This window comes from Mesorhizobium sp. M1334 (assembly GCF_040317995.1).
GTDB lineage: Bacteria > Pseudomonadota > Alphaproteobacteria > Rhizobiales > Rhizobiaceae > Mesorhizobium.
On record NZ_JAMYLM010000003.1, the window covers coordinates 39,621 to 64,172 of the forward strand.

Genomic DNA, 24,552 nt, shown 5'->3' on the forward strand with positions numbered 1-24,552 from the left:
CCGATTTGGGGCTGACGGCAAAGGAGTTCACCTTGGCATCGACCGCTGAAAAGACCTGGGGCGAAGTTGCCCCGGTGAGCGCCCGCTCGACCCGATGGGCATTGGCAAGCCTGTCGCTTTCAACGCTGCTGTCGTCGCTCGCCACCAGCATCGCCAGCGTCGGGCTGCCATCGCTGATGCAGGCGTTCGGCGCATCGTTCCAGCTCGTCCAATGGGTCGTTCTTGCCTATCTGCTCGCCATCACCACCTTGGTCGTCAGCGCCGGGCGGCTCGCCGACATATTCGGCCGCCGCCCGCTATTGCTCGGCGGCATTGCCCTGTTCACCTTCGCATCCGTGCTTTGCGGGCTTGCCCCGACGCTCTGGCTGCTGATCGCCGCACGGGCGGCACAGGGGCTCGGCGCGGCTGTCATGATGGCTCTTACGCTGGCCTTTGTCGCGGACACGGTTCCCCGGGGAAAAACGGGCAGCGCCATGGGCCTGCTCGGCGCCATGTCGGCGATCGGCACCACGCTTGGCCCGTCGCTTGGCGGATTGCTGATCGCCGGCCTCGGCTGGCGCGCGATCTTCCTCATCAATCTGCCGTTGGGGGCGCTGGCTTTCGCGCTTGCCTGGCGCGTCCTGCCGGCCGGAAAAAAGACGCCAGATCGGCGCGGTTTCGACGGCATAGGCACGGCTTTGCTCGCGCTGACGCTGGCCGCCTATGCGCTCGCCATGACTCTTGGGCGCGGCAGTTTTGGTTCTCTCAATATCGGCTTGCTGATTGCCGCCGCCGTGGGTGGCCTGCTGTTCGTGATTGCGCAGACAAGGGCCGAGAACCCTTTGATTCAGCCTGGGAGGTTCCGCGATCAGGCGTTGAACGCAAGCCTCGCCATGAGCCTGATCGTCGCCACCGTGATGATGGCGACGCTGGTGGTCGCGCCGTTCTATCTGTCGCGTGCGCTCGGACTGGACGCAGCCATGGTCGGGCTGGTTCTGTCGACCGGCCCTCTGGTTACCGCACTGGCGGCGCTGCCGGCCGGACGCCTGGTCGATCGTTTCGGGGCGCACCGGATGACGATCGTCGGCCTGTTCGATCTCGCTATTGGTACTTTTGCTCTGTCGCGGGCGGAATTCGGTGTTGCCGGCTATATCGTGCCGATCATCATCGTCTGCACCGGCTACAGCCTGTTTCAGACCTCCAACAATTCAGCCGTGATGACCGGCGTGGCACCCGACCAGCGCGGCGTCGTCTCCGGCCTTCTCAATCTCTCGCGCAATCTCGGCCTGATCACCGGTGCGTCGGTAATGGGCGCGGTGTTTGCCTTCGCATCGGCTGGCGGAAGCGAAGGTACCGGTCAGCAGATATTGGCATCTGCGACAGCCGCACGCGGCATGCAGGTCACTTTCCAGGTCGCGACGGCCCTGGTAATGGCGGCGCTGATCCTTGCGATTATTTCGGGTCGCCGCGGCTAGCGCGCTTAGCTGAGCCGCCAGCGACGAACTCCAGCATCAGTTCAGCAGCTTTGAGCGCATGCGTCTCCAGGAGGAAATGGCCTGCGTCGAAGACGTGAGCCTCCATCCGGGGAAGATCCACAAGCCAGGATTGAACCTCTGCAATGTCGAAGAAGGCATCGTGGCGACCCCAAAGAAGCATCGCTCGGGGCTGATGCTTCGCCAGATAATCAGCCACTTCCCCGAACCGGTCGACATACCGGCCGTAGTCGGCAATGAGCGCCTTCTGCAGATCAAGTCGTCCCGGCAGGCACATGACCCGCCAGTCTTCAATCCAACCACCTGGATCGATCTGCGCCGCGATCTCGCCGGGCAGGCCGGCGACATACTGGTCGCGGGTTCCCTCGAGGGTCAGATGGGCGGTGGCGGCCTGCTCATTCGCCGCATTCGGCGCAGCCCAGAAGTCCAATGTGTCTGCCCATTGCGGACCAAAACCGGAGCGGTGGGCATTGGCATTCTGGATAACGAGGCCTTCGACGAGTTCCGGCGCGCGCATGGCGAGATGAAGCGCTACCGGGGTTCCGAAATCATGAAGATAAAGAAACCTGCGGCCAACGTTGAGACGCGAGAGCAGCTCGTCAATCGCGCCGGCCAGCATGTCGAACGATGGCTCGGGCGGCAGATCGGACGCGCCGAAGCCCGGCAGGTCAGGCGCCACGACATAGGCGCTGCCGGAGAGCGGCGCGATCACGTCGCGAAACGTCCGCGAAGAGCTAGGAAAGCCGTGCAGCAGCACGAGCGCGGGCTTGGAAGCGTCACCAGCCGTCCGGACGGCCACCTCGCCGCCGGAGGACAAGACTATCTTCTGGACCCCAGGCACCAAAATCGTCCCTTTTTCCTCCACGCCGACATGAGGCCACCTCGCGCCTTGTGCCACTCTGGCCGACTCGGCACCTCGAGACGCCGTTCCGCCAGGTCGGCAGCTCTTGGTATCAATTGGACGCGATTGTATCGAGTCAAGAGTGTGCTGGCGCACCTATTTTGCATATCTCTTGGCACCGACGACGCAAAGTACGACGGCGGCGGTGACGGCGATCATGGCGGGACTGACCTGCTCATGCAGCAGCGCTGCCGCCAGCCCAAGGCCGAAGAAGGGCTGCAGCAGCTGCAACTGCCCGACCGCGGCGATGCCGCCTTGCGCCAGGCCGCGATACCAGAACACGAAACCGATCAGCATGCTGAACAGCGAAACATAGGCCAAGCCTATCCATGCGCCCCTGCCGGCACTTTCGAGCGACGGCGGCATAGTGATGAACGTCAGCGCCAGCATGAAGGGCAGCGACAGCACCAGTGCCCACGAAATCACCTGCCAACCGCCGAGTTTGCGCGACAGCGCCGCTCCTTCGGCATAGCCCAATCCACACACGATGATGGCGGCCAGCATCAAGATGTCGCCGAGCGGCGAGACCGACAGACCTTGGGTGACTGCGAAACCGGCGACAAGGGCGCTGCCGAGGCACGAGAACAGCCAGAACGCCGGCTTCGGGCGATCGCCGCCTCGAACCACGCCGAAGATCGCGGTCGCCAACGGCAACAGGCCGACGAAAATGATCGAGTGAGCCGACGTGATGTGCTTGAGCGCCAGCGCCGTCAGCAGGGGAAAGCCGACCACGACGCCAAGCGCCACGATCGCCAGCGGGAACAGATCTCGCCGCTCCGGGCGCTTCTGGCGAAAGAGAAGCAGCAGCGCCAGGCCGAGGATGCCCGCCGAAGCCGCACGGGCGACCGTTACGAACACCGGATCGAAATCCATCACCGCCACGCGCGTCGCCGGGAGCGAACCGCTGAAGATCAGCACGCCGATGAACCCGTTGACCCAGCCACTTGCCGCCCAGCCACTCGCCGCCCAACTGCTCGCCGCCCAGCTACTCGCCGCCTTGTCCATAGATGCCCCGCTGATTTCGCCCTCTATCGGGCCGAGCGTATGGCTCCACCAGAGACAATCGGGTACAGTTTGACAAAACTGTCATGGTGGGGCGAGCAGTACGGATGGACGAGCAGACGACAACAGATGAAGGCAACCGAACGCTTGTCGAAAGCGTCATGGCGACGATCAGGCACAGGATCGCCTCGCGCAGCCTGACACCGGGAATGCGGCTGCCTTCGATCCGGGCTTTCGCCAAGGCCATGCAGGTTTCCAAATCCACCGTGGTCGAAGCCTATGAACGTCTTGCGGCGGAAGGCATGATCCGCTCGCGGCCAGGCTCGGGCTTCTATGCCGCCGGACCGCTGGCTCCGCTGTCGCTGGCCGAGATCGGCCCCAGGCTTGACCGTGCTGTCGACCCGCTCTGGGTCTCGCGCCAATCGCTGGAAGCCGGCGACGGCGTCCTGAAACCGGGTTGCGGCTGGTTGCCGGCGTCATGGATGCCCGAGACCGGATTGCGTCGCGCGCTGCGGACGATGGCCCGCGCCGACGACGCAGCGCTGACCGATTACGGCACGCCGCTCGGGTTGCCGGCGTTGCGACATCTGCTGGCGCGGCGCATGGCCGAGCACGGCATCGAAGCGTCCCCGGAACAGATCATGCTGACGGCATCGGGCACTCAGGCGATCGACCTGCTGTGCCGGTTCCTGCTCGAACCGGGTGACACGGTGTTGGTCGACGATCCCTGCTATTTCAACTTCCATGCCCTGTTGCGCGCCCATCGGGCCAAGGTGATCAGCGTCCCCTACACGCGCTCGGGGCCGGACACCGAACTGTTCGCGCAGGCGCTGAACGAGCACCGGCCGCGCCTCTACATCACCAATTCGGCGCTCCATAATCCGACCGGTGCGATATTGTCCCCGGTCGTTGCCCATCGGGTGCTGAAGCTCGCCGATCAGTCGGGGCTGACGATCATCGAGGACGATATCTTCGCCGATTTCGAACACTCGCCCGCGCCCAGGCTGGCGGCCTTCGACGGCCTCAGCCGGGTCATCCATATCGGAAGCTTTTCCAAGACGCTGTCGGCATCGGTGCGCTGCGGCTTCATCGCCGCTCCTCGCGACTGGATGGAAGGTTTGACCGATCTCAAGATTGCCACATCCTTTGGCAGCGGGCGACTTGCATCCGAACTGGTGCTGACGTTGCTGAAGGACGGCCTCTATCGCAAGCACGTCGATCTGCTGCGCGCGCGGCTCTCGCGCGCCATGGAAGAAACCGGCACCCGGCTCAGAGCAATCGGCATTGTGCCGTGGATAGATCGGCCGGCCGGCATGTTTTTATGGTGCAGGCTGCCGGAGGGAATAGATGCCGCGGACGTCGCCCGTCACGCTTTGTCGGCCAACGTCGTGCTTGCGCCCGGCAATCCGTTCAGCCTGTCCCGTTCGGCCAGCCGTTACATGCGCTTCAACGTCGCCCAATCGGGAGACGACCGGATTTTCATGGCGCTTGAAGAGGCGATGTCGCGTTGATTGCGCTGCCGGAAGCCTGCTGGCCTGAGGCTGTGCCCTCAGGCCCCTGCCCGCTTGCGGCGTGCATAAAGCATGACGAGCGTCTCGGCGGTCAGCGCCGGCTTTTGCTCGCCTTCGATCTCGACTGTATTGGCGGCCTTCATCAAATACTGCCCCGGACCTTTGTCTTCCATCGACAACAGCGTGGTGCGCAGCCTGATTCGCGAGCCGACCCTGACCGGTGCCACGAAACGCACTTTGTCGAAACCGTAGTTGAACGCGGCCTGCGTGTTTTCGGGCACGATCCCCATCTCGAGCGCCAGCGCGCCGATGATCGACAGGGTCAGATAGCCATGCGCGATCGTGGTGCGGAACGGGCTTTGCCGCTTCGCCCGTTCGGGATCGACATGGATCCATTGATGATCGCCAGTGCATTCGGCAAACTGGTCGATGCGGTGCTGATCGACCAACGTCCAGTCCGAAACGCCCAACTCCTGCCCGGCCATCGCCCTGAGTTGCTCGAAGGTCGGCGGCGTCCTCGGCCGTATCTGCGTCATTCCTGCTTTCCCGATCGCTTGCCTGTTCCGGACCACGACCGGCCGCCCCTGTCAATTCGCCAGTGCGATTCCAGCCCATAATCTTCGGCCGCGAACCGCCGGTCTTCGCTGCCGGCAAGCGTGCTGCCGGGGAACAGCTTACCCCTTGTGGTGGCCGGCGCGGATCTCCTCCATCGCCTCCTTGATGCGGCTGCGCAGGATTTCGATCGATTCGGTGCCGGACGCCCTCGCCAGTTCGGCCATCTCGCCGGCATTCTTCAGCGCGGTCTCGAAGGATTTCCTGGCGAACGCCGCCTGCTTCTGCATCATTTCCTGGGGATTGCCGGGCGCCCTGTAGTTTTGTGCCATGTCGGTGATTTCGCGCAGCGTGTCCTGCAGCATCTCGCGTTGCCTGGACAACAGCGCCGACGCTCCGGCGGCACTCGCCCGGGCCGACTTCTCCAGCGCTTCCAAGTTTTTGCGGTTGTGAGCGAGGATCGCCTCGACATCGACATTCGGCAGCTTCAGGTCGCGGCCGAACTTGCCGAACATGTCGATGAAGGACTCAGGCTCCGGTCGTTTTGCCATGCTGGTTCTCTCCCGCTGTTGCCGTGAACGCCGTCACTGCACCGAAGATAGTGCAGCGAAGCTCAGCGGTCCATTCGGACGAGTCAGCCGACGAGAAACAGCCGCTCGGCGATGTAGAGCACGAGCCCGGCAAGGCCACCGATGATCATGCCGTTGAAGCGGATATATTGCAGGTCCTTGCCGATGTTCATTTCTATAAGCCTTGTCAGTTGCGCGAGGTCCCAGCGCTTGACCTGGTCGGCGATGAACTTCGACACGCCGCTTTTCTGGCTTTCGACGAAGGAGGCCAGCGCCACGATGAAGCCCTGGTTCATGTCGGCCCTGATCTGCGCGTCGTCGGCAAGATGGCGGCCGACCTCGACGAACATGGTGGCGAGATGGTCGCGGATCATCGAATTCGGCGCCTTGGCGTCCTGTTCGATGAACAGCCGCAGGCTGTCCCACATATCGCCGGCCAACGCGCTGAGCTCTGGCCGGGCAAGGAAATCGCGCTTCAGCTTTTCGGCGCGCCTGGCATATTGTTTGGATGTCCTCAACCGCTCGACGAAGGTTTCGACGAAAAGGTCGAATTCGGCTCGCATCGGGTGGTGCGGATCGGCCCGCACCTCATCGAGCAGCGAGCCGGCCGACGCAACGATCTTCTTCAACAGATAGGCGTCGGCGCGAAACAGGTTGAACAGCGACGGCAGTTCCTCGCGGATCTTCTCGCGCATCGTCGCCAGCGCCTGCTCGTCGCTCAGGAAGCGGCCGACCACCTTGGTGAACTCGTCGAATAATTTCTGGTGGCGGCGATCGTCGGTCAGCGCCGACAGCAGCTCGGCGGCAAGCGGCGCCAGCGGTACCTTCTCGATCTGCTCCAGCATGCGGCTGGTGACGAATCCGCGCAGCCCGGATTGCTCGACCGCTGCCAGCGTCTGCGGCACCAGCCGGCCAACGAAACGCGACAAATCGGCGGCGCGGTTCGGGTCGGCCAGCCAGTCCGCGACCAGCGCCGAAAAGTCCACCTCGGCGAGCTTTTCGCGCACCGGTTCCGGCGCCAGGAAATTGACCTCGATGAAGCGGCCGAGATTGTCGGCGATGCGGTTCTGGTTTTCCGGGATGATGGCCGTATGCGGGATTGGCAGGCCAAGCGGCCGCCGAAACAGCGCCACCACCGCATACCAGTCGGCCAGCCCGCCGATCGTCGCCGCCTCGGCGAAAGCGGCGACGAAGCCCAGCCACGCATGCCGGCTCTCGAGCGATTTCGCCACCGCAAAGACCAGCACGCAAAACGCAAGTGCTGCGGCGGCAACGAACTTGGTGCGCCTGAGCGCCGAAAGCTTGGCATCGGCATCGAACCGGGCGGACGCGACAGATGCAAATGCCGGGGCTGGTCGAGACATGATGGGCCGCTCCTGATCGTGTATGCGAACTTATCTAGTGCCGCCTGCCCCGGAAAGCGCGCCGCTGGTTTCAGCGCGCGCAATCGTGCACGCAAACTTGAGGCCGAAATTCATCTATTATGCAGCGCCAGTCTGGAATTGTTCCAAACTATAGGCCATATTGACGCCAACCACTGCTATGTGAGGACACGATGCGGCTTACCCGTCAGACAAACTACGCCATGCGCATTCTGATGTATTGCGCCGCCAACACCGAACGGTTGAGCCGCATCCCCGAGATCGCCGCCGCCTATTCGGTATCGGAACTTTTCCTGTTCAAGATCCTGCAGCCGCTGGTCGAGCACGGGCTGATCGAAACGGTGCGCGGCAGGAATGGCGGCGTCAGGCTCGGCCGTGCGGCCGAATCAATCAGCCTGTTCGATGTCGTGCGGGTGACTGAGGAAAGCTTTGCCATGGCCGAGTGCTTCGAGAACGATGCCGCCGAATGCCCGCTGGTCGACAGCTGCGCCTTGAATTCGGCATTGCGCGAAGCGCTCAACGCCTTCTTCGCGGTACTGTCGCGCTACACGATCGCCGATCTGGTGGCGGCGCGCCCGAATGTGCGGCACCTGCTCGGCATCGACATGCTGGTGCAAAGCGCGCCGGCCGCTTGAGTTCTCTGATTGCCTAAGCCGCCGATTGCGGCAGTACGAACGGCATGTTTGCCGCCGGCAACACGCCGACCTTCAGCCGGCAATCGAAGACCTTTTCGATCAGTTCGTCGCTGAGCACCTGTTGCGGCGAACCTGTAGCGGCGAGCCTGCCGCGATGCATGACGAAGATCCGGTCGGCATACATCGCCGTCAAATTGAGGTCGTGCAGGATGGCGACCACGCCGCCGCCGCGCCTGGCGAAATCACGCGCGATTTGCATGATGATCAGCTGGTGTTTGATGTCGAGGCTGGACACCGGCTCGTCGAGGAACAAATAGCGCGGCTTGCCGTCGAGCACCGGCGCCCATACCTGGCACAGAACGCGGGCAAGCTGCACGCGCTGCTGCTCGCCGCCGGACAGCTCCTGGTAGAAGCGGCCGGCAAAACCGTCGAGGTCGACGCGAGCCAGCGCCCGTTCGGGCAGGCGCTGGTCCTCGCCGGGCAACGCGCCGGAGCGCCCGCCGACCAGGCCTAGCCTGACGATCTCACGCACGGTGAACGGGAAGGACAGCGTCGTCGCCTGTGGCAGCACCGCGCGCACCGTCGCCGCCTCGACCGGCTTCATCGCGGATAGATTGCGGCCGTTGACGGTGACCTCTCCCGAATAAGCAAGATCGCCGGACAGTGCTCTGAGAAAGGTCGTCTTGCCCGAACCGTTGGGGCCGACGATGGCCGCGACCTCGCCGGGCCAAGCCGCGAAATCGATATGGGCGACAATGCGCTTGCCGCCGATCGCCACCGAGACATCCCGCGCTTCGATCATAAAAACCTCTTAGAGACTGTTTCGAAATTCGCTCTGGCGAGTCATATGGTGGTGGTTTCGAGAACCGGAGCGGAGCGGACATTTGTGTCCGTGAGCACCGGAAGCGCAGAAAACGCCATCAAATGGCCGCCAGAGTAGAGTTTCCAAACGGTCTCTCACAGGTCGATGACGCCGCGCTTACGCAGCAGGATCCACAGGAAGAACGGTGCGCCGGCGACCGCGGTGACGATGCCGATCGGCAATTCGGCCGGGGCGACGATGGTGCGGGCGACGGCGTCGGCCAAAAGCAGCAGCGCCGCACCAAGCAGTGCCGATGCAGGCAGCAGATAGCGGTTGTCCGGGCCAATCAGCAAACGTAGCAAATGCGGTACGACGATACCGACGAAGCCGATGCCGCCGCTGACCGCGACGGAGGCGCCGACCGCTGCCGAGACGCCGATGATGGCGGTGTATTTCAGGCGCTGCACCGGGATGCCGAGATGGCCGGCGGTGGCCTCGCCAAGTGCCAGCGCGTTGAGGCCGCGCGCCAGGAACGGCATTGCCGCCAGCGCCAGCACGATGACCGGCCCGACCGAGCCGATCTTCTGCCAGGTTGCGCCGCCCAGCGAACCGAGCTGCCAGAAGGTCAGGTCGCGCAATTGCCGGTCGTCGGCCATGAAAATCAGGATGCCGGTCAGCGCCATGGCAAGCGCCGCCAGCGCGATGCCGGCGAGCAGCATGGTGGCGACCGAGGTCCGGCCTTGTCGTGTCGCGACCCGATAGAGCAGCAATGTCGTCGCCAGCCCGCCGCAGAACGCAGCCAGCGGCAAAGCCGTCGTGCCGAGCGCTGAAGTCAGCGGCGCCAGCATGGTCGAACCAAGCACGATGACGGCGACCGCACCGAGGCTCGATCCAGCCGAAACGCCGATCAGGCCGGGGTCGGCCAGCGGATTGCGGAACAACCCCTGCATGACGGCACCGGAGACGGCAAGCGATGCACCGATCAGCACGCCCAGAATCATGCGCGGCAGACGGATGTCATGGATGATCAGGCGGTCGCGGGCGCTCAACGCCGCGTCGCCGGGCAACGCGCCGAACAGCCAGTTGTGCATGACGCCGATGGCCGAGGCATCGGACGCGCCGGAGGTCAGCGACAACAGCACGGCGATAGCCAGCCCGACGCAGAGCAGCACGATGACGATGCGGGCGCGCCGCGAACGGTCACCCTCGGCTGCCGTCGCCATGATGGCCACCGCACCGGCGATCGAATGATCGGCCATCGCGCTCAATCCGTGACCTGGCTGCCATAGAGCGAGACGGCGAGATCATGGATGGCGTCGGCCGTGCGTGGACCGAAGCCGAGCAGGTAGCCGCCGTCCATGCGGATCAGCGTGCGGGCTGCACCCGCCGGCGTCGAAGCGACGGCAGGGTTCGAAAACAATTCGTCATCCGCGGTGGCCGGCCCGGCGTTGTTCATCATCAGGATCACGTCGGGCCTGGCGGTGATGACTGCCTCGTCCGACAATTGCTTGTAGCCGGCAAATCCGTCGATGGCGTTGATGCCGCCCGAAAGCTTGATGATGCCGTCGGCGGCGGTGTCGCTGCCAGCGGCAAGCAACTTGCCGCCCTGCATCGACAGCACGAACAGGATGCGCCTGCGCTCCTTGATCGAGGCGGTCTGCTTTTCAACTGCCTTCAGCTTGGCGTCTGTCTGGGCCGCCAGCGCATCGGCCTTGGCCTCGGTGCCGAGCGCCTTGCCGACGATGTGGATCTTTTCTAGAATGCCTTCGTGGTCGTAGCGCTCGGGCACCTCGATGAACGGGATGCTCGTTTTCTTCAGCACGTCGACGGCTTCCTTCGGTCCGCTGCCGTGCAGCGCCAGTATGCCCGACGGATTGACCGACAGCACACCCTCCGGCGACAGCTGGCGCATGTAGCCGACATCAGGCAGTTCCGCCGCCGCTTGCGGATAGCGGCTGGTCGAATCGCGGGCGACCAGCCGATCCTGCTCGCCGAGCGCAAAGACGATCTCCGTGATCGAGCCGCCGATGGCGGCTATCTTTGACGGGTCCGCAAAGACCTCCGTGCCTTCAGTGGCGTGGGCCGGCAGCAATGCGGCAAAGGCCAGGAAAAGGGCGATCGCCGGCCCGAGCGCCATTCTGAAAACACGCGCCCGTTTGAGCAAAGACACCATAGTCGTTGTCCTCAGGCTGCGGTCGGGCTTGGAATGCGCGGCAGGTTTTCGGCCAGAAAGCGCCAGTCTTCGCGCTCGCTTTCGCCTTCGTGCCGCTTACCGAAGAACTGGATGATCATCTTGCCGTCGGCGCCATAGACTTCGAGCGACGTGACATGGCCGTCCTTGGTCGGCTTGCGCACTGCCCAGACCTCATCGATGTGGTCGGTCCGCAGGTGCAGATGGAAGGTCTCGTCGAGCACGTTGAGCCATGGTCCCATCGGCTTGATCGAGGCGACGGGGCCGGAATGGATCTGGATGCAGCCGCGATTGCCGACAAAGCACATGATCGGAATGGCGTCGGCAGCGGCGTGGTTGAACATGGCGTTCACCGCATCCTTCTCGACCAGCCAGGCGTAGTCCTGGCCGACCATGCGCACCGCCTGTCGGCGGCTGATCTTCAGTGTCTTCAGCATGCCGAAGAACTGGTGCACGTCGGTCAACTGGCTCCAGCGGTTGCGCAGATCGTCGACGCTCGCCGAATTGTCCGCAGTCTCGGTCTCGTCAGCCGTGCCCGCTGAAATCGCCATCGTCGGCTCCTGGTTCGGCGATTCCAGCCCGGCCACCAGTTTCTGATAGGCGTAGAGGTTGGAGGCTGGCCTGAGATGCATCTTGTGTACCGCCTCGCCTGCGGTGTCGAAGAACTGCAGGCTGCGGCGGATGTCGGCGCCATCGCGCTTTTCCACGGCAAAGCCGTGCGCCCAGACTTTGGGGAAAATGCGCAGGTCGATGTTTTCGCCGAGCACCATGGCATTGTGATTGCCGGTGACGACCTTGTCGTAGACGCCAATCTTCTCGTGCACCGCGCTTTCGTTGCGGGTCAGCGCCATCACCTCACCGACAGCTTCGAGGCCAGTCAAGAGGTCGTTGACACGCGGCTCGACGCGCACGACCCCGTCGCCGCAATGCGCGGCGACCAGTTCGGCCTCCGAAATCCTCAGCCGGGCGGCGAGATCACGCTCGCGCATTTTCGGATTGTCTGCCCGTGCCCGCCGGATCTCGTGCGGGGCGGGTTTTACGCGCTGGTCCATTTCTACCACCTACTTGTTGAGGATGAGCTTGCCCTGCCGGGTGATCTTCAGCCGATACAGCGCACCGTGATGCTCGATGCCGATCTCGTGCTCACCCTGGAACAGCGTGTTGCTGGACAGCGTTCTCACGGCCGATTGGACCCGTTCGAAACGGACGGAATTTTCGTCGGAACGGCGGACGCGATAGCGAAAGTCGCTGGGATTGTGCGTGTTCATGGGTTCGCTCCCTGTTCTGTGCCGGGCATCTGGCTCGGCGCCTGCGTGAAATGCCGATTCAATTCTTGACTCGAATGGTCATGTTATCTAGCAGTGCAATACCGGAGTAAATGAGTCAACATTTAAGACGCCGGACGCGATGAAAAATGCCAGCGAGCCCCAAGCCAGCCAGCATCGAACATGGATTCTTGGAGTTGCAGCATGGGGTTGGCGAATTGGGGACGGCCGGCGGGCAGCGGCCTGGCACACTGGTCGACAGCAAGAAAAATGGGGTCTATGGCAAGCAAAATGGCCGCGTTGCTGGCCGGCGCGGCGGCGATCCCGCTGCTCGCCACACCGGCCGGCGCCCAGCAGGCCGCCCAACCGGCAACCGGGCAGCAACGGACTGACCCGTCACAACAGCCCGAACAGGCAAAGCCGGCTCCGACGGGTACCACGCTGCTCGACAAGATCCTGATCCTCAGCCGCACCGGCGAGACGGCGATCGAATCGCTTGCTTCAGCCAGCCATGTCGACGAGGAACAGCTCGAGCGCCGCATGGCGACGACGCCCAACGAAATGCTGTTCGGTGTGCCGGGTGTCGCCGTCCAGGCCGACGCAAGGCGTGTCAGCTCCAGCATCAACATCCGTGGCCTGCAGGATTTCGGCCGCGTCTCCGTCATCGTCGACGGCGCCCGTCAGAATTTCCAGCGCTCGGATCATGGCACGCAATCGACCTTCTACATCGATCCCGAATTAATCAAATCCGTCGACGTGATCCGCGGCCCGGTCGCCAACACCTATGGCTCCGGGGCGATCGGCGGCGTCGTGTTTTTCGACACCAAGGATGCGCAGGATTTCCTCAAGTCCGACGAGACCTGGGCAGCAGCAGCGACCGGGCGCTACGAAACCAACGGCGAAGGCTGGACCACCAGCGCCAGCGGTGCCTATCGGATCAACGAGAATTGGGACGTGCTCGGCAACATCGTCTACCGCGATTATGACGACTACAAGCATGGCGGCGGCGACACTGTAGCGGGCACCGGCTTCGACGTCTTGAGCGGGCTGCTCAAGACGACCATCCGCCCCAGCGACAACAGCGAACTGAAGCTGGGTTGGATCGGCTCGAACGACGGATGGACCGAAACCAGCGGCAGTGCGCCGGTGAACGACGCCGACCTGAAGGCGAATACCTTCACGGCCCGCTACAACATCACCGACGAAGACAGGAGCTGGCTCGATCTCCACATCAACGCCTCTTACAACAAGACCAAGCTCGATCTGACGACCCTTGTCGCGCAAAACCGGTTTGATCCGGTCACCGGTCTGCCCGTGGTTTTGCCGGCGGGTTCGAAATCGATGTTCGACATCGGCACCTCTGGCATCGACATCTGGAACACGTCGAGATTCGAGACCGTTGGAATCGCGCATGAGCTGACCTATGGCGGCGACTGGGTCGGCGACGATGTCGAGACAGGCGGCGCGGCGGGCGGCGACAGTTTCTACACGCCTTCGGGCGATAGAAACGTCTCCGGCGCTTACGTTCAGGACAAGCTCACCTGGTACTGGCTCGAGGTCATCGCCGGGTTGCGTTACGACAGCTACAAGCTCGACAGCGATGTCGGCGAAACCTCTGGCAACCGGCTGTCGCCACGCATCACAGTGGGCGTTTCGCCCTTCGAAACCGCCGGCCTTTCCGGGCTGCAATTCTACGGCACCTATGCGGAAGGCTACCGTTCTCCGTCGCTGTCGGAGACGCTGATCAGCGGCAATCATCCGTCAGGCGTCAGCTTCCCGTTTCTCCCCAATCCGAATTTGAAGCCTGAAATCGGCAAGACGGTGGAGTTTGGCGTCAATTACAGCACCAATGGCGTCATCGAGGCTGATGACGCGCTGCGGCTGAAGGCGGCCTATTTCAACAACAACGTCGACGACTACATCGACGGCGTGACGTTGTCGCCGTTCGACCCGACCAGCGGCTGCCCATTCGGTCCGGGCATCCCGATCTGCTTCCAGTACCAGAATTTCGCCAAGGCCAGGATCCACGGCTTCGAGATGGAGGGCGTCTATGACGCCGCCTGGGGCTTTGCCGGGCTGTCGGCGTCGGTCACCGACGGCCACACCATCTCCTATGAAGGCGAACGGGCGGACCTTGTCACGGTCCCCTCCTCCCAGGTCACCGGGCAACTCGGGTTTCGCTTCCTCGAGGACAGGCTGACTATCGGCGGCGAGGTGCAATACAACGGCAAGCCGCAGGGCAACGCGGTGGCCAAGGACTATACGCTGGTCAATGCCTTCGCCAGCTACCAGGCGACCGACAATTTCAAGGTCGATTTTCGCGCCGACAATCTGTTCGACGTCAAATACGCCAACCCGCTGAACGCATCGACGACGAGCGTCGTCTACGAGCCCGGCGTCACCCTGAAGCTGGCGGCGACCATGAGGTTTGGAGGCTGACGACAATGACAGGCATGACGGCATCCCTTCGTCTGTTCGCCGCGGTGCTGGCAATATCGCTTGCGGCGGCTCCGGCATGGACACAGCAGCCAGCGCCGGCGCTGAACCTAGAACTGAACGGCGCGCAACCATCCGACAAGGGCTGCCGCCTGACCTTCGTGGTCACCAACAATCTCGGTGCCGATCTGTCCAAGGCGGCATTCGAGGTCGCGCTGTTCAACGAGGTCGGTGTCGTCGATCGGCTGACCGTGCTCGATTTCAAAGAGCTGCCGGCAGGCAAGACCAAGGTGACGCGTTTCGACCTTGCCGGCACCGATTGCGGCAAGCTCAGCCGCGTGTTGATCAACAGCGCCACGGAATGCGCCGGCGCCGAGCCGAATGCCTGCATGCGCGGGCTGAAGACGCAGACCAGGACCGGCATCGCCTTCGGGGTCTGAATTTTGGGACTGGAACCCGCCTTCGCACGAAACGCCGTGGCGTGGCCGCTAGCCGGTTTCCTGCCGCCGGAGCCGGACGATCCGGATTTCGCCATCCCGCGCGAGGCGCTGCGTGTTTCGCTGCGCGACAGACCGGAAGACAGTTACATCGTCGATGCCGACGGCAACCTGCCTACGGTGCCTGTGGAGCCAATGCGGCAGGCACGACAGAAGCAGCGGCGCCGCAACTGGACGGTGGCGATCGCCTGCTCTTGCGCATTCCACGTAGCCGTGGCGCTGGCTTTTCTCACGCTGCCGGACGACCGGCCAAGGATCGAAGGTGCTGACCAGCAAGGCGAAATGCTGCTCGGCGCCGATCCGCAGCAGGCGGCCGGCGATGTCGGAGACGACCCAGAAGTGGCCAACGTAACGATGGTGACCATGCTCGACGCCAAGCCCGTCGAAACGGTCGAGGCACAGGCGACCGCGGCGGAGGAGACGCTCCAGCCGGTCACTGACGCGGCCAAAGCATCGGGAACAGAAGTCGTCGAGCCGGTCAGCGAGGCCGCCCCGGAAACTGCTGCCCTTGCCGATCGCACAGAGCCGGCACCTGCCCAACCCTTCCACCCTGCCCGCCAGGACCCATCGCCCGACATTCTTGCGACCGACAGGCTGGTGCCTGCCGACGACAACGCCGTGCCGCCGCCAGTCAGCGCGGTCGAAACGGCCGAGCCTGCCGAGACGAGTGCTCCGGCACCAGCCGACCTGGCGCCGGCCGAAACGGTTCAGACGACCGAGACAGTCGGCGCGGCGGAAGAACCGAAGCCGGACAGGCCGGAGCCCAAGCAGCCGAAAAAGGCAACCGCACAGAAAAAGCCGGACAGGAGGGCCGAACCAAACGGGCCCGAAAAGCCGGCCTTGCGCAAGAAGGCGAGCAAGGCACTTGCCAAAGCCGATTCCAAGAAGAAAAAGACCGGCTCTGGCGGACGTGACGAAACGGATGTCGCGCGCGGCGCGGCCGACGGCAACAAGGACGGCAAGATCCTGACCGCCAGCAGGGGCGGCAAATCGGGCGTCGGCAATGCAGCCGTCACCAACTATCCCGGCAAGATCAGGTCTAAGCTGGTGCGGGCGTTCAATTCGACACGCACGCGCGCCATCGGCACGGCTACCGTTGTCTTTACCGTCGCATCGAATGGCAGCGTCCGGTCGGCCAGGCTGACGGGCAGTTCGGGGGTTGCCGCGCTGGACAAAGCCGCACTCGACGCAGTCCGCCGGGCTTCTCCGTTTCCTCCCATTCCGGAAGGAGCCGGTCGCTCGGCCTGGCAGTTCGAAGTGCCGCTCGGTATCAGGTAGCGACCATCCCCATGCCGACACCAAAGTCGGCGCCGCCGCTGCCCGCGATACGCGAGCCCTGGCGAAACCCTCAGGCCGCGGCCAGCAGGCTGGCATTGCCGCCCGCCGCCGTGGTGTCGACGCAGACGGCGCGCTCGTGCGCATAGGCGGCCGGATAATAGACTTCGCTGACCAGCGGCACGATCGGGCCGGCGCGCTCGGCGATGACCTTGCGCACGATGCGCGCGGCCTCGGGCGTGCCGGAAAAGGCCACGACATCGACCCGCAGCGAGCGCGCTTCGACCGGGTCCGGCCGGCCGTCGATCGCCGCCAGCGGCAAGCCCTTGCCGGTCAGCGCCGATAGCGCCGCCGGCGCGCCGGGCGCGACGGCGAGCACCGCGTTGCCGGCGGCCAGCGCCTGGATGGTCTGGGCAAGCAGCGTATCCGCGTCGGGACCGAGGCACAGCACGCGCCCGCGCGGCGCCAGCGACAGCGTATTGGCCTCGCCGGTCGGCCCGGGCAGGTCGACCTGGCCGAAATCGATCGCGGCTGCAGCGCCGATGGCCGCGGCGCCCTTGCCGCGCAGATGTTTCCTCAGGATGGCGACGCGATCCGGCCGCGTCGACCACCCGCCAAGCGCCGGGTCCGGCAGATTGTCGGCGAGCTCGGTCGCCGTCACCTTGCGGCCTTCGGCAAGATGGGTGCCGGCCTCCGGCCCCTTGCGGAAGCGCCGGAGATAATGCGGGCCGCCAGCCTTCGGCCCGGTGCCGGAAAGCCCCTCGCCGCCAAACGGCTGCGCGCCGACGACGGCGCCGATCTGGTTGCGGTTGACGTAGATGTTGCCGGCATTGATGCCGTCGACGAAATGCTGGGCGCGGCCTTCGATGCGGGTGTGCAGGCCGAAGGTCAGGCCATAGCCCTTGCGGTTGATCGCCGCGATCACCGCATCGATCTCGTCGGCATCGAAGGCGGCGACATGCAATACCGGCCCGAACACCTCGCGCTCCAGCTCCTCGATGCCCTTGACCCGAAAGACGTGCGGCGCAACGAAGCGGCCATCCTTCGGTGCTTCGAGTTTGGCGATCAGCCGGCCCTGCAGGCCCATTTTGGTGCAGTAGTCGCGGATCGACGCTTGCGCCTCGTCGTCGATGACCGGGCCGACATCGGTCGATATCCGCCAAGGGTCGCCGAGGCTGAGTGCTTCCATCGCGCCTTTCAGCATCTCCAACATCTTCTTCTCGACGTCCTTCTGCACGTAGAGGATGCGCAATGCCGAGCAGCGCTGGCCGGCACTCTGAAAGGCGGAGGCCAGGATGTCGCGCACCGCCTGTTCGGGCAGCGCAGTGGAATCGACGATCATGGCGTTCAGGCCGCCGGTCTCGGCGATCAGCATGGCATCGGGCGCAGCGGTCTCGGCGAGTTGCTTTTCGATCAGCTTGGCGACCTCCGTCGAGCCGGTGAAGCAGATGCCGGCAATGCGCGGGTCCGCGGTCAGCGGGCCGCCGACCGAGGGGCCGTCGCCGGGCAGAAGCTGGATGACATCCTCCGGCACGCCGGCCTCGCGCAGCAGCTGGACAGCACGGAAAGCGATCAGCGGCGTCTGTTCGGCAGGCTTGGCGATGACGGAATTACCGGTGACGAGTGCTGCCGCAATCTGCCCGGTGAAGATGGCGAGCGGAAAATTCCACGGCGAGATGCAGGCGATGGCGCCGCGCGCCTCGGTTCCCGCCTCGGCATTTGCGGCCTCGGCCGCATAGTAGCGCAGGAAATCGACCGCCTCGCGCACCTCGGCAACGCCGTCGGCGAGCGACTTGCCGGCCTCGCGGGCGGCGAGTGCAAAGAACTCGACGGCGTTCGCTTCGTAGAGATCGGCCGCCCGGTTGAGGATGGCGGCGCGCTCGGCAACCGGGCGTTTTGCCCACGCCGGTTGTGCCTCGACGGCGATGCGCACGGCGGTCTCGACCTGCTTGGCGCCGGCCTCGCTGACCGTGCCGACCACTTCCGAAGGTTTTGCCGGATTGACGACCGGACGCTGCTTGCCGTAGCCGGCAGCGCGGCTGACCGGCTTGGCGTGCCAGCGCTCCGGCCCGGCGAACTCGGCCCTCGCCTTGTCGATCGCAGCCAGCGTCAGCGTGTCGGTGATATCGAAACCCTTGGAGTTGCGCCGGCCGGGACCGAAGATCGCCGACGGCGGCACGATCGCCGGATTGGCGGCGGGGCCTTGTTTCTCCACCGTCTCGAGTGGGTCGCGGGCAATGTCCTCGGGCTCGACCTCCTCGTCGGTGAGCTGGTGGACAAAGGAGGAATTGGCGCCGTTCTCCAGCAGCCGGCGGACTAGATAGGCGAGCAGATCGGAATGCGCGCCGACCGGCGCATAGATGCGGCAGCGCGTGCCTTCGGCTTTGCGCACCGTCTCGTGCAGAGCTTCGCCCATGCCGTGCAGCCGCTGGAATTCGAATGTATCGCGGTCCGTCGTCATCGATAGGATGGCGGCGACGGTGTGGGCGTTGTGGGTGGCGAATTGCGGATAGATGCGATCGGTCATCGCCAACAGCTTCTTCGCGCAGGCCAGGTAGGAGACGTCGGTGTTGGCCTTGCGGGTAAAGACCGGATACCCGTCGAGCCCGAGCGTCTGCGCCCGCTTTATTTCGGTGTCCCAATAGGCGCCCTTGACCAGCCGCACCATGATGCTGCGGTCGTATTTCCTCGCCAGTTCGTAGAGCCAGTCGATGACGAACGCGGCGCGCGGTCCATAGGCCTGGACGACGACGCCAAAACCGTTCCAGCCGGCAAGTTCCGGCTCGGCCAGCACCCGTTCGATGACGTCGAGCGACAAATCGAGGCGGTCGGCTTCCTCGGCGTCGATGTTGAGGCCCATGCGCGAATGGCGCGCTGCGAGCGCCAGCGACAGCAGCCGCTCGGCCATGACGGGCAGCATCTTTTCCTTCTGCGTGACTTCATAGCGCGGATGCAGCGCCGAAAGCTTGACCGAGATGCCGTGGTTCTGGCGGATGTCGGGGCCGTTGGCGCCGGCATCGAGCGACGAGATGGCGTCGGCATAGGCCTTGAGATAGCGCAAGGCATCGGCCTCGGTGCGGGCCGCCTCGCCCAGCATGTCGAAGGAATAGAGATAGCCTTTCTGTGTCATCGGCCGGCCGCGCTTGACGGCCTCGGCGATCGTGCGGCCAAGCACGAACTGCTCGCCCATTTCGCGCATGGCAGCCGCGACCGCCTTGCGGATGACCGGCTCGCCCAACCGGCGCACCATGGCGCGCAGCGTGCCTTCGATGCCGCCCTCGCCTTCGTCGAGCACCCGGCCTGTCAGCATCAGCGCCCAGGTCGACGCATTGATGAAGATCGAGCTCGAGCCGCCCGCATGCGCCGACCAGTCGTGCGGCGCGATCTTGTCGGCGATAAGGTCGTCCATCGTTTCGGTGTCGGGCACCCGCAACAGCGCTTCGGCCAGGCACATCAACGCCACGCCCTCCTTGGTCGAGAGGCCGTAGGCGGACAGGAAGACTTCCATCAGCCGCGGATCGGACGAGCCGCGCACTGCCCGCACCAGATCGGCAGCGCGGGCCGAGATCGCCTTTCGGTCTTTCCCTGAAAGCCCCGTCGCCTCGGCCAGCCGCTTCACAGCCTCGTCTTCGTCAGGCAGGTAATTGGCACGGATCTGCTGGCGGATGGCATCGAGCGCTGGCATGACGGTCCTGTAGAGCAAGCATCAGGGAGCGGGCCGGCGGTCGCCGGACCGAATGGCGCAAAGCTAGCACAAAGCCCGATCGCAGTCGGTCCAAAGAAATCGACAGCGCAGGTCGATTGATCTATCATGACGGCTGATGCCCGCCAATTTGACCAGAATTTTAACGACAGAAGACCAATTGGACCGCATTGACAGGAACATCCTGTCGGCGCTGGGCAGCAATGGCCGGCTTTCCATGTCGGAACTGGCGGCAAAAGTCGGCCTGTCGAAGACGCCGGTGCAGGCGCGGGTGAAACGGCTGGAGAAAGACGGCTTCATCAGGGGCTACCAGGCGATCATCGATCGCGAGCGCATGGGCGAAGGCCATGTCGCCTTCGTCCAGGTGAAACTGTCCGACACCCGCTCGGCCGCGCTCGACGCCTTCAACCGCGCCGTGCAGGCGGTGCCGGAGATCGAGCAGTGCCACATGATGGCGTCGAGCTTCGACTATCTGCTGAAGGTCCGCACCACCGACATCGCCGCCTACCGCCGCGTGCTCGGCGAGCGCATCTCCGCCCTGCCGCACGTTGCCCAGACCTCGACGTTTGTCGCGATGGAGACGGTGAAGGATCGGTAGGAGAGCGCTGTTGCGGTAATGTTGGCGGAGTGAAGGACTTAGAAAGCCGATCGCTACAGAGCGGGCTGAGCCACCCTCACTCCGCCAGTGTCTTCAAAAACGCCACCAGCGCCGCGCGTTCGCGGTCCGAAAGCTGCAGCGGGTGGATCTCGGATGTGCCCTCGACGCTTGCCGGTGCCTTGGAATAATGCGCCACCACCTCGTCGAGCGAGGAAAACTGCCCGGCGTGCATGTAGGGCGGCCGGGTGGCGGCACCCCGCAGTGACGGCGTCTTATACGCACGAACGAGTTCCGGCCCGGCCTTGACCATGAAGCGCAGTTCGCGGCAGGCGCTGGCATCGCCGTCGCGAAAGGCGCCGAAACAGTTGAACGGATCGGCCTCGACTTGGCGTACCGCGTCGACGCGGCCGCGATCCGGCGGCAGGCCCGCGACCGGCGGCACGCCGGTGTTGTGGAAGCTGCCGTCGGTAAAACGCGGGCCATTGTGGCAGGTCACGCAATTGGCCTTGCCGACGAACAACTTCAGGCCGAAGATTTCCTCCGGCGAAAAGGCGGCGTCGCCTTTCGGCTCGGCGCCCGCAGCCAGATCGATGGCAAAGCGGTCGAAGCGTGTCTGCGGCGGCGCGATCGAGCGCTCGAAGGCGGCGATCGCCTTGCCGATGTTGGCAAAGACGCGGTTGACCTCCTCGGCTTGGCTGGCGGGCATGGCTTTCCAGGCCGCCTTCTCGGCATCGGTGCCGAGCGGGCTGGCATTGGCCGGCACGCCCGAAAGGTTCGGCAGCGGGCCGAAGATGCGCTCATAGCGCTCGCCGAAGCGGGCCTTGATGTAATGCGCGAAGGCGGCGCGGTTGCCCGCCTGCTCCAGCGGATTTTCAAGCGGTGTCAGCGCTTGCGCCCACAGGCTGTCGCGCCGCCCGTCCCAGAAGAACCAGGGATCATGAGCGACGCCGGCCAACGGCATGGTACGACGATTGGTGCGGCCGACGCCGACCGCTTGCGGCAGGTCGTCCTGGAATTGGCGGTCGATCTTGTGGCAGGTCGAGCACGATACCGTGCCGTCGCCGCTCATCCCGGTGTCGAAGAACAGCGTCGAGCCGAGTGCCGCGGCGGCCGGCACATCGGCGAAGCGATTGGTGGTGTCGGGCTTCAGCGGCGGCAGCCTGGACAGCGCCAATGAGGCGATGGTCTGCTTTTCGGCATCGGAAAACTCCGGTCTGCCGCAGCCGGCAAGCACGGCCACCACCACCAACACGAGAAGACTGGAAAACCGGCTCATCAGCGGCTCACAGCACCACGTTGAAGACGACAGTGTCCGAACCGGCCGCAGCGGAAATGGCAAAATGCAATTGCCACCACCCGCTCATCGTGAATTTGACCCCGTCGATGCGATAGCGCCCGGCGCCGAGGTAATCGGTCGCCTGTGGGCTGGTCGGCAGACCGTGCTTGTGCTGCGGCATGCCGCCGGAAATCGTTATCGCAGCACCTTCCACCGGCGCACCGTCGACGGTATTCAGCGTCAGCAGCCAGGATTCCAGTTCGCCCTGCCGGATGACGCCTTTCTCGGGCTCGAAAGTCGCCACGAACAGCTTGTTCGCCGTCGTCTTGGAACGGCCTACGTCCGAGCTTGGTTGCGGCGCATGCGGCGCCGTCAGATAGACGACGGCCAGCACGCCGGCAAGCAAGGCAGCCAGGCCGAGGCCTCCAAGAAGATAACGCCATAACGATGCCAAACCAATTCCTGTTCTGCGGATAACGTTTCGCTGGGCAGATCGCGTCCCACCCCCTGTGGGAAATCGCGCCCAGCGCAAGAATCCGCCGTCGCCAAGCATGGCGCTGCCGGCCGCAAAAAGCTACAGCACCGCAATTGCAGGATGGAGGAGTGCTTCATGGCAGGAAACGGCATCGCCTCGATTGGCGAGTGCATGCTCGAGCTTTCGGGCCAGGCCGGGCCGAACTGGCGCATGGGCTTTGCCGGCGACACGTTCAACACTTTATGGGCGCTGCATGCCTTGAGCAGCGAGCGGCCGGCGACCTACGTGTCGGCCTTCGGCGACGACCCGTTCTCGCGCGACCAGATCAAGTTCCTGGCCGAGAACGGCATCGGCATCGGCGCCAGCCCGGTGATAGCGGGCGCCCGCCCCGGCCTCTATGCGATCACGCTGACCGGCGCCGAACGTTCTTTCACCTATTGGCGGGCCGATGCGGCCGCAAGGCAGCTGGCTTCGGACCCAGCCGCATTGCAGAAAAGCCTTGAAGACCAGGCGCTTGTCTATTTTTCCGGAATCACTTTGGCAATTCTCGACGAGGGTCCACGCAAGGTACTGCTGACGGCCGTGGCCACAGCGCGCGCGGCCGGCTCGCTGATCGCCTTTGATCCCAATTACCGGCCCCGGCTGTGGCGCCGGCGCGAGGAAGCACAGGCCGCCATGCTCGAGGCGCTCGCAGTCGCCGACATCGCGCTGCCGACCTTCCCCGACGAGCAGGTGCTGTTTGGTGACACGACACCGCAGGAAACAGCCGAACGGCTGCGAAAGCTGGTCGGCGAAGTCGTCGTCAAGAACGGCGAGGAGCCGGCGCTGATCGCCCGGAACAGCGGCTCGCAATCGGTGCCGGCGGTGCATGTCGCCGCGCCGGTCGACACCACTGGCGCCGGCGACTCCTTCAACGGCGCCTACCTCGCCGCTCGCCTTGCCGGACATGCCCCGGAAGAAGCGGTGCAGCGCGCCCATCGCGTTGCCGCCGCCGTCGTGCAGGTGCGCGGCGCCCTGGCGCCGTTCGAGACGCTGAGGGGTGCGTTCGAGGCACCTGCTATCTGAGCTTGATGACGACCTTGCCCTTGGCGCGTCCTGTTTCGACATAGGCCAGGGCATCATTGGTCGCTTCGAATGGAAAGACTCGATCCACAACCGGGCGGATCGCGCCGGCTTCGATGAGAGAGGTGATTTTGCTCAGCTGATCGCCCTGCGCCCACATGAAAAGGAACGAAAACTGCACGCCGCGGCGCTTGGCTTTGGCCCGAATTCCGAGACTCAGGACGCGCAGCACCAGCCTCAGCATCAAATTCAGTCCCTTTTCCTGGCAAATTCGGGATCCGGTGGACCGGAAATGGAGATGAGCTTCCCACCCGCTTTCAGCACGCTCATGGATTTTTCCAGTGTTTTGGCGTCCTGGCTGTTCAAGACGACATCGTAGCCCGACAAAACTTTCTCGAAGTCGTCTTTCCTGTAGTCGACGACGACATCGGCGCCGAGGCTTTTCAGCAGATCGGCACTCGCCGCGCTCGCGGTTGTCGCAACGGTCGCGCCGAGGTGCTTGGCCAACTGAATGGCGAATGTTCCGACGCCGCCGGAACCAGCCTGAATGAAGACCTTCTGTCCCTTCGTCAGGTTTGCCCTGTCGATAAGCGTCTGCCAGGCGGTCAGTCCGACCAGGGGAATCGAGGCCGCTTCTTCCATGCTGAGATTCTCAGGCTTCAAGGCCACGTCGGCTTCATCCACGGCAATGAATTCGGCGAATGTCCCAATCCGGCCATCGCGCGGCCGCGCATAGACATCGTCGCGGCTTTGAACTTGCGAACTTTCGGTCCCACGCGGATAACCGTTCGGCCACGTCGTGGCCCAGGATGAACGGCCGCCGATAGGGCAGGATGAGCTTGAATTCTCCGGTTCTGACCTTGGAATCGAGCAGGTTCACCCCAGCAGCATGGACCGCTACCAGGACATCGCCGTCCTGGAGCTCCGGTTCCGGCAGATGCCGCAAAG

At 64.3% G+C, this 24,552-nt stretch carries 21 protein-coding genes and 1 pseudogene; 8 read left to right on the top strand and 14 right to left on the bottom strand.

The genetic code is table 11. From position 1 onward, the window contains the following. The first annotated feature begins 32 nt into the window (after positions 1–32). A complete protein-coding gene (locus tag NKH17_RS07250) occupies positions 33–1,454 on the top strand; it encodes an MFS transporter (protein WP_502901848.1) in 1,422 nt (473 codons plus the stop codon). On the opposite strand, the gene NKH17_RS07255 is transcribed toward NKH17_RS07250, so the two are convergent. Beyond that, positions 1,432–2,289, bottom strand: coding sequence for an alpha/beta fold hydrolase (locus NKH17_RS07255; protein ID WP_352477670.1), 858 nt, complete (start codon positions 2,287–2,289; stop codon positions 1,432–1,434). The genes NKH17_RS07250 and NKH17_RS07255 overlap by 23 nt on opposite strands. A 180-nt stretch (positions 2,290–2,469) precedes the next feature. Beyond that, positions 2,470–3,378, bottom strand: a complete 909-nt coding sequence (locus NKH17_RS07260; protein ID WP_352477669.1) for a DMT family transporter — start codon at positions 3,376–3,378, stop codon at positions 2,470–2,472. Between the two features lie 104 nt (positions 3,379–3,482). Between NKH17_RS07260 and NKH17_RS07265 the strand changes: the two genes are divergently transcribed. After that, entirely contained in the window at positions 3,483–4,886 is a 1,404-nt protein-coding gene (locus tag NKH17_RS07265; protein WP_352897283.1) for an aminotransferase-like domain-containing protein, read from the top strand. 38 nt (positions 4,887–4,924) lie between these two features. Here NKH17_RS07265 and NKH17_RS07270 read toward each other — a convergent pair whose 3' ends face one another. From NKH17_RS07270 to NKH17_RS07280, 3 genes are all read right to left on the bottom strand, one after another. After that, positions 4,925–5,422: a MaoC family dehydratase gene (locus NKH17_RS07270; protein ID WP_254818237.1), complete on the bottom strand. Its 498-nt coding sequence runs from the start codon at positions 5,420–5,422 to the stop codon at positions 4,925–4,927. A 138-nt stretch (positions 5,423–5,560) separates the two neighbouring features. Continuing rightward, on the bottom strand, positions 5,561–5,989 hold the full coding sequence (locus NKH17_RS07275) for a phasin family protein (protein WP_352805048.1): 429 nt from the start codon (positions 5,987–5,989) through the stop codon (positions 5,561–5,563). A gap of 83 nt (positions 5,990–6,072) precedes the next feature. Then, on the bottom strand, positions 6,073–7,371 hold the full coding sequence (locus tag NKH17_RS07280) for a DUF445 domain-containing protein (protein WP_352477666.1): 1,299 nt from the start codon (positions 7,369–7,371) through the stop codon (positions 6,073–6,075). Between the two features lie 191 nt (positions 7,372–7,562). Between NKH17_RS07280 and rirA the strand changes: the two genes are divergently transcribed. Further along, positions 7,563–8,024 (top strand): iron-responsive transcriptional regulator RirA, encoded by a 462-nt coding sequence (rirA, locus tag NKH17_RS07285; protein WP_352970476.1) that lies wholly within the window; start codon positions 7,563–7,565, stop codon positions 8,022–8,024. 13 nt (positions 8,025–8,037) lie between these two features. On the opposite strand, the gene NKH17_RS07290 is transcribed toward rirA, so the two are convergent. From NKH17_RS07290 to hemP, 5 genes are all read right to left on the bottom strand, one after another. Continuing rightward, positions 8,038–8,826, bottom strand: coding sequence for a heme ABC transporter ATP-binding protein (locus NKH17_RS07290; RefSeq protein ID WP_352477663.1), 789 nt, complete (start codon positions 8,824–8,826; stop codon positions 8,038–8,040). 155 nt (positions 8,827–8,981) lie between these two features. Beyond that, the gene (locus NKH17_RS07295; protein ID WP_352477662.1) at positions 8,982–10,085 is read right to left on the bottom strand and encodes a FecCD family ABC transporter permease; all 1,104 of its coding nucleotides are present in this window, start codon (positions 10,083–10,085) and stop codon (positions 8,982–8,984) included. A gap of 5 nt (positions 10,086–10,090) precedes the next feature. Further along, positions 10,091–10,999 carry a heme/hemin ABC transporter substrate-binding protein gene (locus NKH17_RS07300; protein ID WP_352477660.1) on the bottom strand — a complete coding sequence of 303 codons (909 nt, stop codon included), beginning with the start codon at positions 10,997–10,999 and terminating at the stop codon, positions 10,091–10,093. Between the two features lie 11 nt (positions 11,000–11,010). After that, on the bottom strand, positions 11,011–12,069 hold the full coding sequence (locus NKH17_RS07305) for a hemin-degrading factor (protein WP_352646817.1): 1,059 nt from the start codon (positions 12,067–12,069) through the stop codon (positions 11,011–11,013). Between the two features lie 9 nt (positions 12,070–12,078). Beyond that, on the bottom strand, positions 12,079–12,285 hold the full coding sequence (gene hemP / locus NKH17_RS07310) for a hemin uptake protein HemP (RefSeq protein ID WP_023720005.1): 207 nt from the start codon (positions 12,283–12,285) through the stop codon (positions 12,079–12,081). A 276-nt stretch (positions 12,286–12,561) separates the two neighbouring features. On the opposite strand from hemP, the gene NKH17_RS07315 reads away from it, so the two are divergent. The 3 genes from NKH17_RS07315 to NKH17_RS07325 are packed head-to-tail and all read left to right on the top strand — an operon-like array spanning position 12,562 to position 16,493. Next, on the top strand, positions 12,562–14,721 hold the full coding sequence (locus NKH17_RS07315) for a TonB-dependent hemoglobin/transferrin/lactoferrin family receptor (protein ID WP_352897279.1): 2,160 nt from the start codon (positions 12,562–12,564) through the stop codon (positions 14,719–14,721). A 5-nt stretch (positions 14,722–14,726) separates the two neighbouring features. After that, positions 14,727–15,158: a hypothetical protein gene (locus NKH17_RS07320; RefSeq protein WP_254818227.1), complete on the top strand. Its 432-nt coding sequence runs from the start codon at positions 14,727–14,729 to the stop codon at positions 15,156–15,158. A gap of 36 nt (positions 15,159–15,194) precedes the next feature. After that, the gene (locus tag NKH17_RS07325) at positions 15,195–16,493 is read left to right on the top strand and encodes an energy transducer TonB family protein (protein ID WP_352897277.1); all 1,299 of its coding nucleotides are present in this window, start codon (positions 15,195–15,197) and stop codon (positions 16,491–16,493) included. A 70-nt stretch (positions 16,494–16,563) separates the two neighbouring features. On the opposite strand, the gene putA is transcribed toward NKH17_RS07325, so the two are convergent. Further along, positions 16,564–20,175: a bifunctional proline dehydrogenase/L-glutamate gamma-semialdehyde dehydrogenase PutA gene (gene putA, locus NKH17_RS07330; RefSeq protein WP_352897275.1), complete on the bottom strand. Its 3,612-nt coding sequence runs from the start codon at positions 20,173–20,175 to the stop codon at positions 16,564–16,566. A gap of 136 nt (positions 20,176–20,311) precedes the next feature. Between putA and NKH17_RS07335 the strand changes: the two genes are divergently transcribed. Then, the gene (locus NKH17_RS07335) at positions 20,312–20,791 is read left to right on the top strand and encodes an Lrp/AsnC family transcriptional regulator (RefSeq protein WP_352804058.1); all 480 of its coding nucleotides are present in this window, start codon (positions 20,312–20,314) and stop codon (positions 20,789–20,791) included. Positions 20,792–20,867: 76 nt separating this feature from the next. Here NKH17_RS07335 and NKH17_RS07340 read toward each other — a convergent pair whose 3' ends face one another. Both NKH17_RS07340 and NKH17_RS07345 read right to left on the bottom strand, forming a co-directional pair. Further along, on the bottom strand, positions 20,868–22,067 hold the full coding sequence (locus NKH17_RS07340) for a cytochrome-c peroxidase (protein WP_352897273.1): 1,200 nt from the start codon (positions 22,065–22,067) through the stop codon (positions 20,868–20,870). Positions 22,068–22,074: 7 nt separating this feature from the next. Beyond that, positions 22,075–22,521, bottom strand: a complete 447-nt coding sequence (locus NKH17_RS07345) for a FixH family protein (RefSeq protein ID WP_352646833.1) — start codon at positions 22,519–22,521, stop codon at positions 22,075–22,077. A 156-nt stretch (positions 22,522–22,677) separates the two neighbouring features. On the opposite strand from NKH17_RS07345, the gene NKH17_RS07350 reads away from it, so the two are divergent. Continuing rightward, positions 22,678–23,607: a sugar kinase gene (locus NKH17_RS07350; protein ID WP_352646835.1), complete on the top strand. Its 930-nt coding sequence runs from the start codon at positions 22,678–22,680 to the stop codon at positions 23,605–23,607. On the opposite strand, the pseudogene NKH17_RS07355 reads toward NKH17_RS07350, so the two are convergent. After that, positions 23,600–24,550, bottom strand: a pseudogene (locus NKH17_RS07355) (NADP-dependent oxidoreductase). The gene NKH17_RS07350 and the pseudogene NKH17_RS07355 overlap by 8 nt on opposite strands. Positions 24,551–24,552 lie beyond the last annotated feature (2 nt).

What these genes read in the sequence shown, in the direction of transcription:
- NKH17_RS07260 (WP_352477669.1), bottom strand. Translation starts at nt 3,378, where the DNA reads ATGGACAAGGCGGCGAGTAGCTGGGCGGCGAGCAGTTGGGCGGCGAGT.
- NKH17_RS07265 (WP_352897283.1), top strand. Translation starts at nt 3,483, where the DNA reads ATGGACGAGCAGACGACAACAGATGAAGGCAACCGAACGCTTGTCGAA.
- NKH17_RS07270 (WP_254818237.1), bottom strand. Translation starts at nt 5,422, where the DNA reads ATGACGCAGATACGGCCGAGGACGCCGCCGACCTTCGAGCAACTCAGG.
- NKH17_RS07275 (WP_352805048.1), bottom strand. Translation starts at nt 5,989, where the DNA reads ATGGCAAAACGACCGGAGCCTGAGTCCTTCATCGACATGTTCGGCAAG.
- NKH17_RS07280 (WP_352477666.1), bottom strand. Translation starts at nt 7,371, where the DNA reads ATGTCTCGACCAGCCCCGGCATTTGCATCTGTCGCGTCCGCCCGGTTC.
- rirA (WP_352970476.1), top strand. Translation starts at nt 7,563, where the DNA reads ATGCGGCTTACCCGTCAGACAAACTACGCCATGCGCATTCTGATGTAT.
- NKH17_RS07290 (WP_352477663.1), bottom strand. Translation starts at nt 8,826, where the DNA reads ATGATCGAAGCGCGGGATGTCTCGGTGGCGATCGGCGGCAAGCGCATT.
- NKH17_RS07295 (WP_352477662.1), bottom strand. Translation starts at nt 10,085, where the DNA reads ATGGCCGATCATTCGATCGCCGGTGCGGTGGCCATCATGGCGACGGCA.
- NKH17_RS07300 (WP_352477660.1), bottom strand. Translation starts at nt 10,999, where the DNA reads ATGGTGTCTTTGCTCAAACGGGCGCGTGTTTTCAGAATGGCGCTCGGG.
- NKH17_RS07305 (WP_352646817.1), bottom strand. Translation starts at nt 12,069, where the DNA reads ATGGACCAGCGCGTAAAACCCGCCCCGCACGAGATCCGGCGGGCACGG.
- hemP (WP_023720005.1), bottom strand. Translation starts at nt 12,285, where the DNA reads ATGAACACGCACAATCCCAGCGACTTTCGCTATCGCGTCCGCCGTTCC.
- NKH17_RS07315 (WP_352897279.1), top strand. Translation starts at nt 12,562, where the DNA reads ATGGCAAGCAAAATGGCCGCGTTGCTGGCCGGCGCGGCGGCGATCCCG.
- NKH17_RS07320 (WP_254818227.1), top strand. Translation starts at nt 14,727, where the DNA reads ATGACAGGCATGACGGCATCCCTTCGTCTGTTCGCCGCGGTGCTGGCA.
- putA (WP_352897275.1), bottom strand. Translation starts at nt 20,175, where the DNA reads ATGCCAGCGCTCGATGCCATCCGCCAGCAGATCCGTGCCAATTACCTG.
- NKH17_RS07335 (WP_352804058.1), top strand. Translation starts at nt 20,312, where the DNA reads ATGCCCGCCAATTTGACCAGAATTTTAACGACAGAAGACCAATTGGAC.
- NKH17_RS07340 (WP_352897273.1), bottom strand. Translation starts at nt 22,067, where the DNA reads ATGAGCCGGTTTTCCAGTCTTCTCGTGTTGGTGGTGGTGGCCGTGCTT.
- NKH17_RS07350 (WP_352646835.1), top strand. Translation starts at nt 22,678, where the DNA reads ATGGCAGGAAACGGCATCGCCTCGATTGGCGAGTGCATGCTCGAGCTT.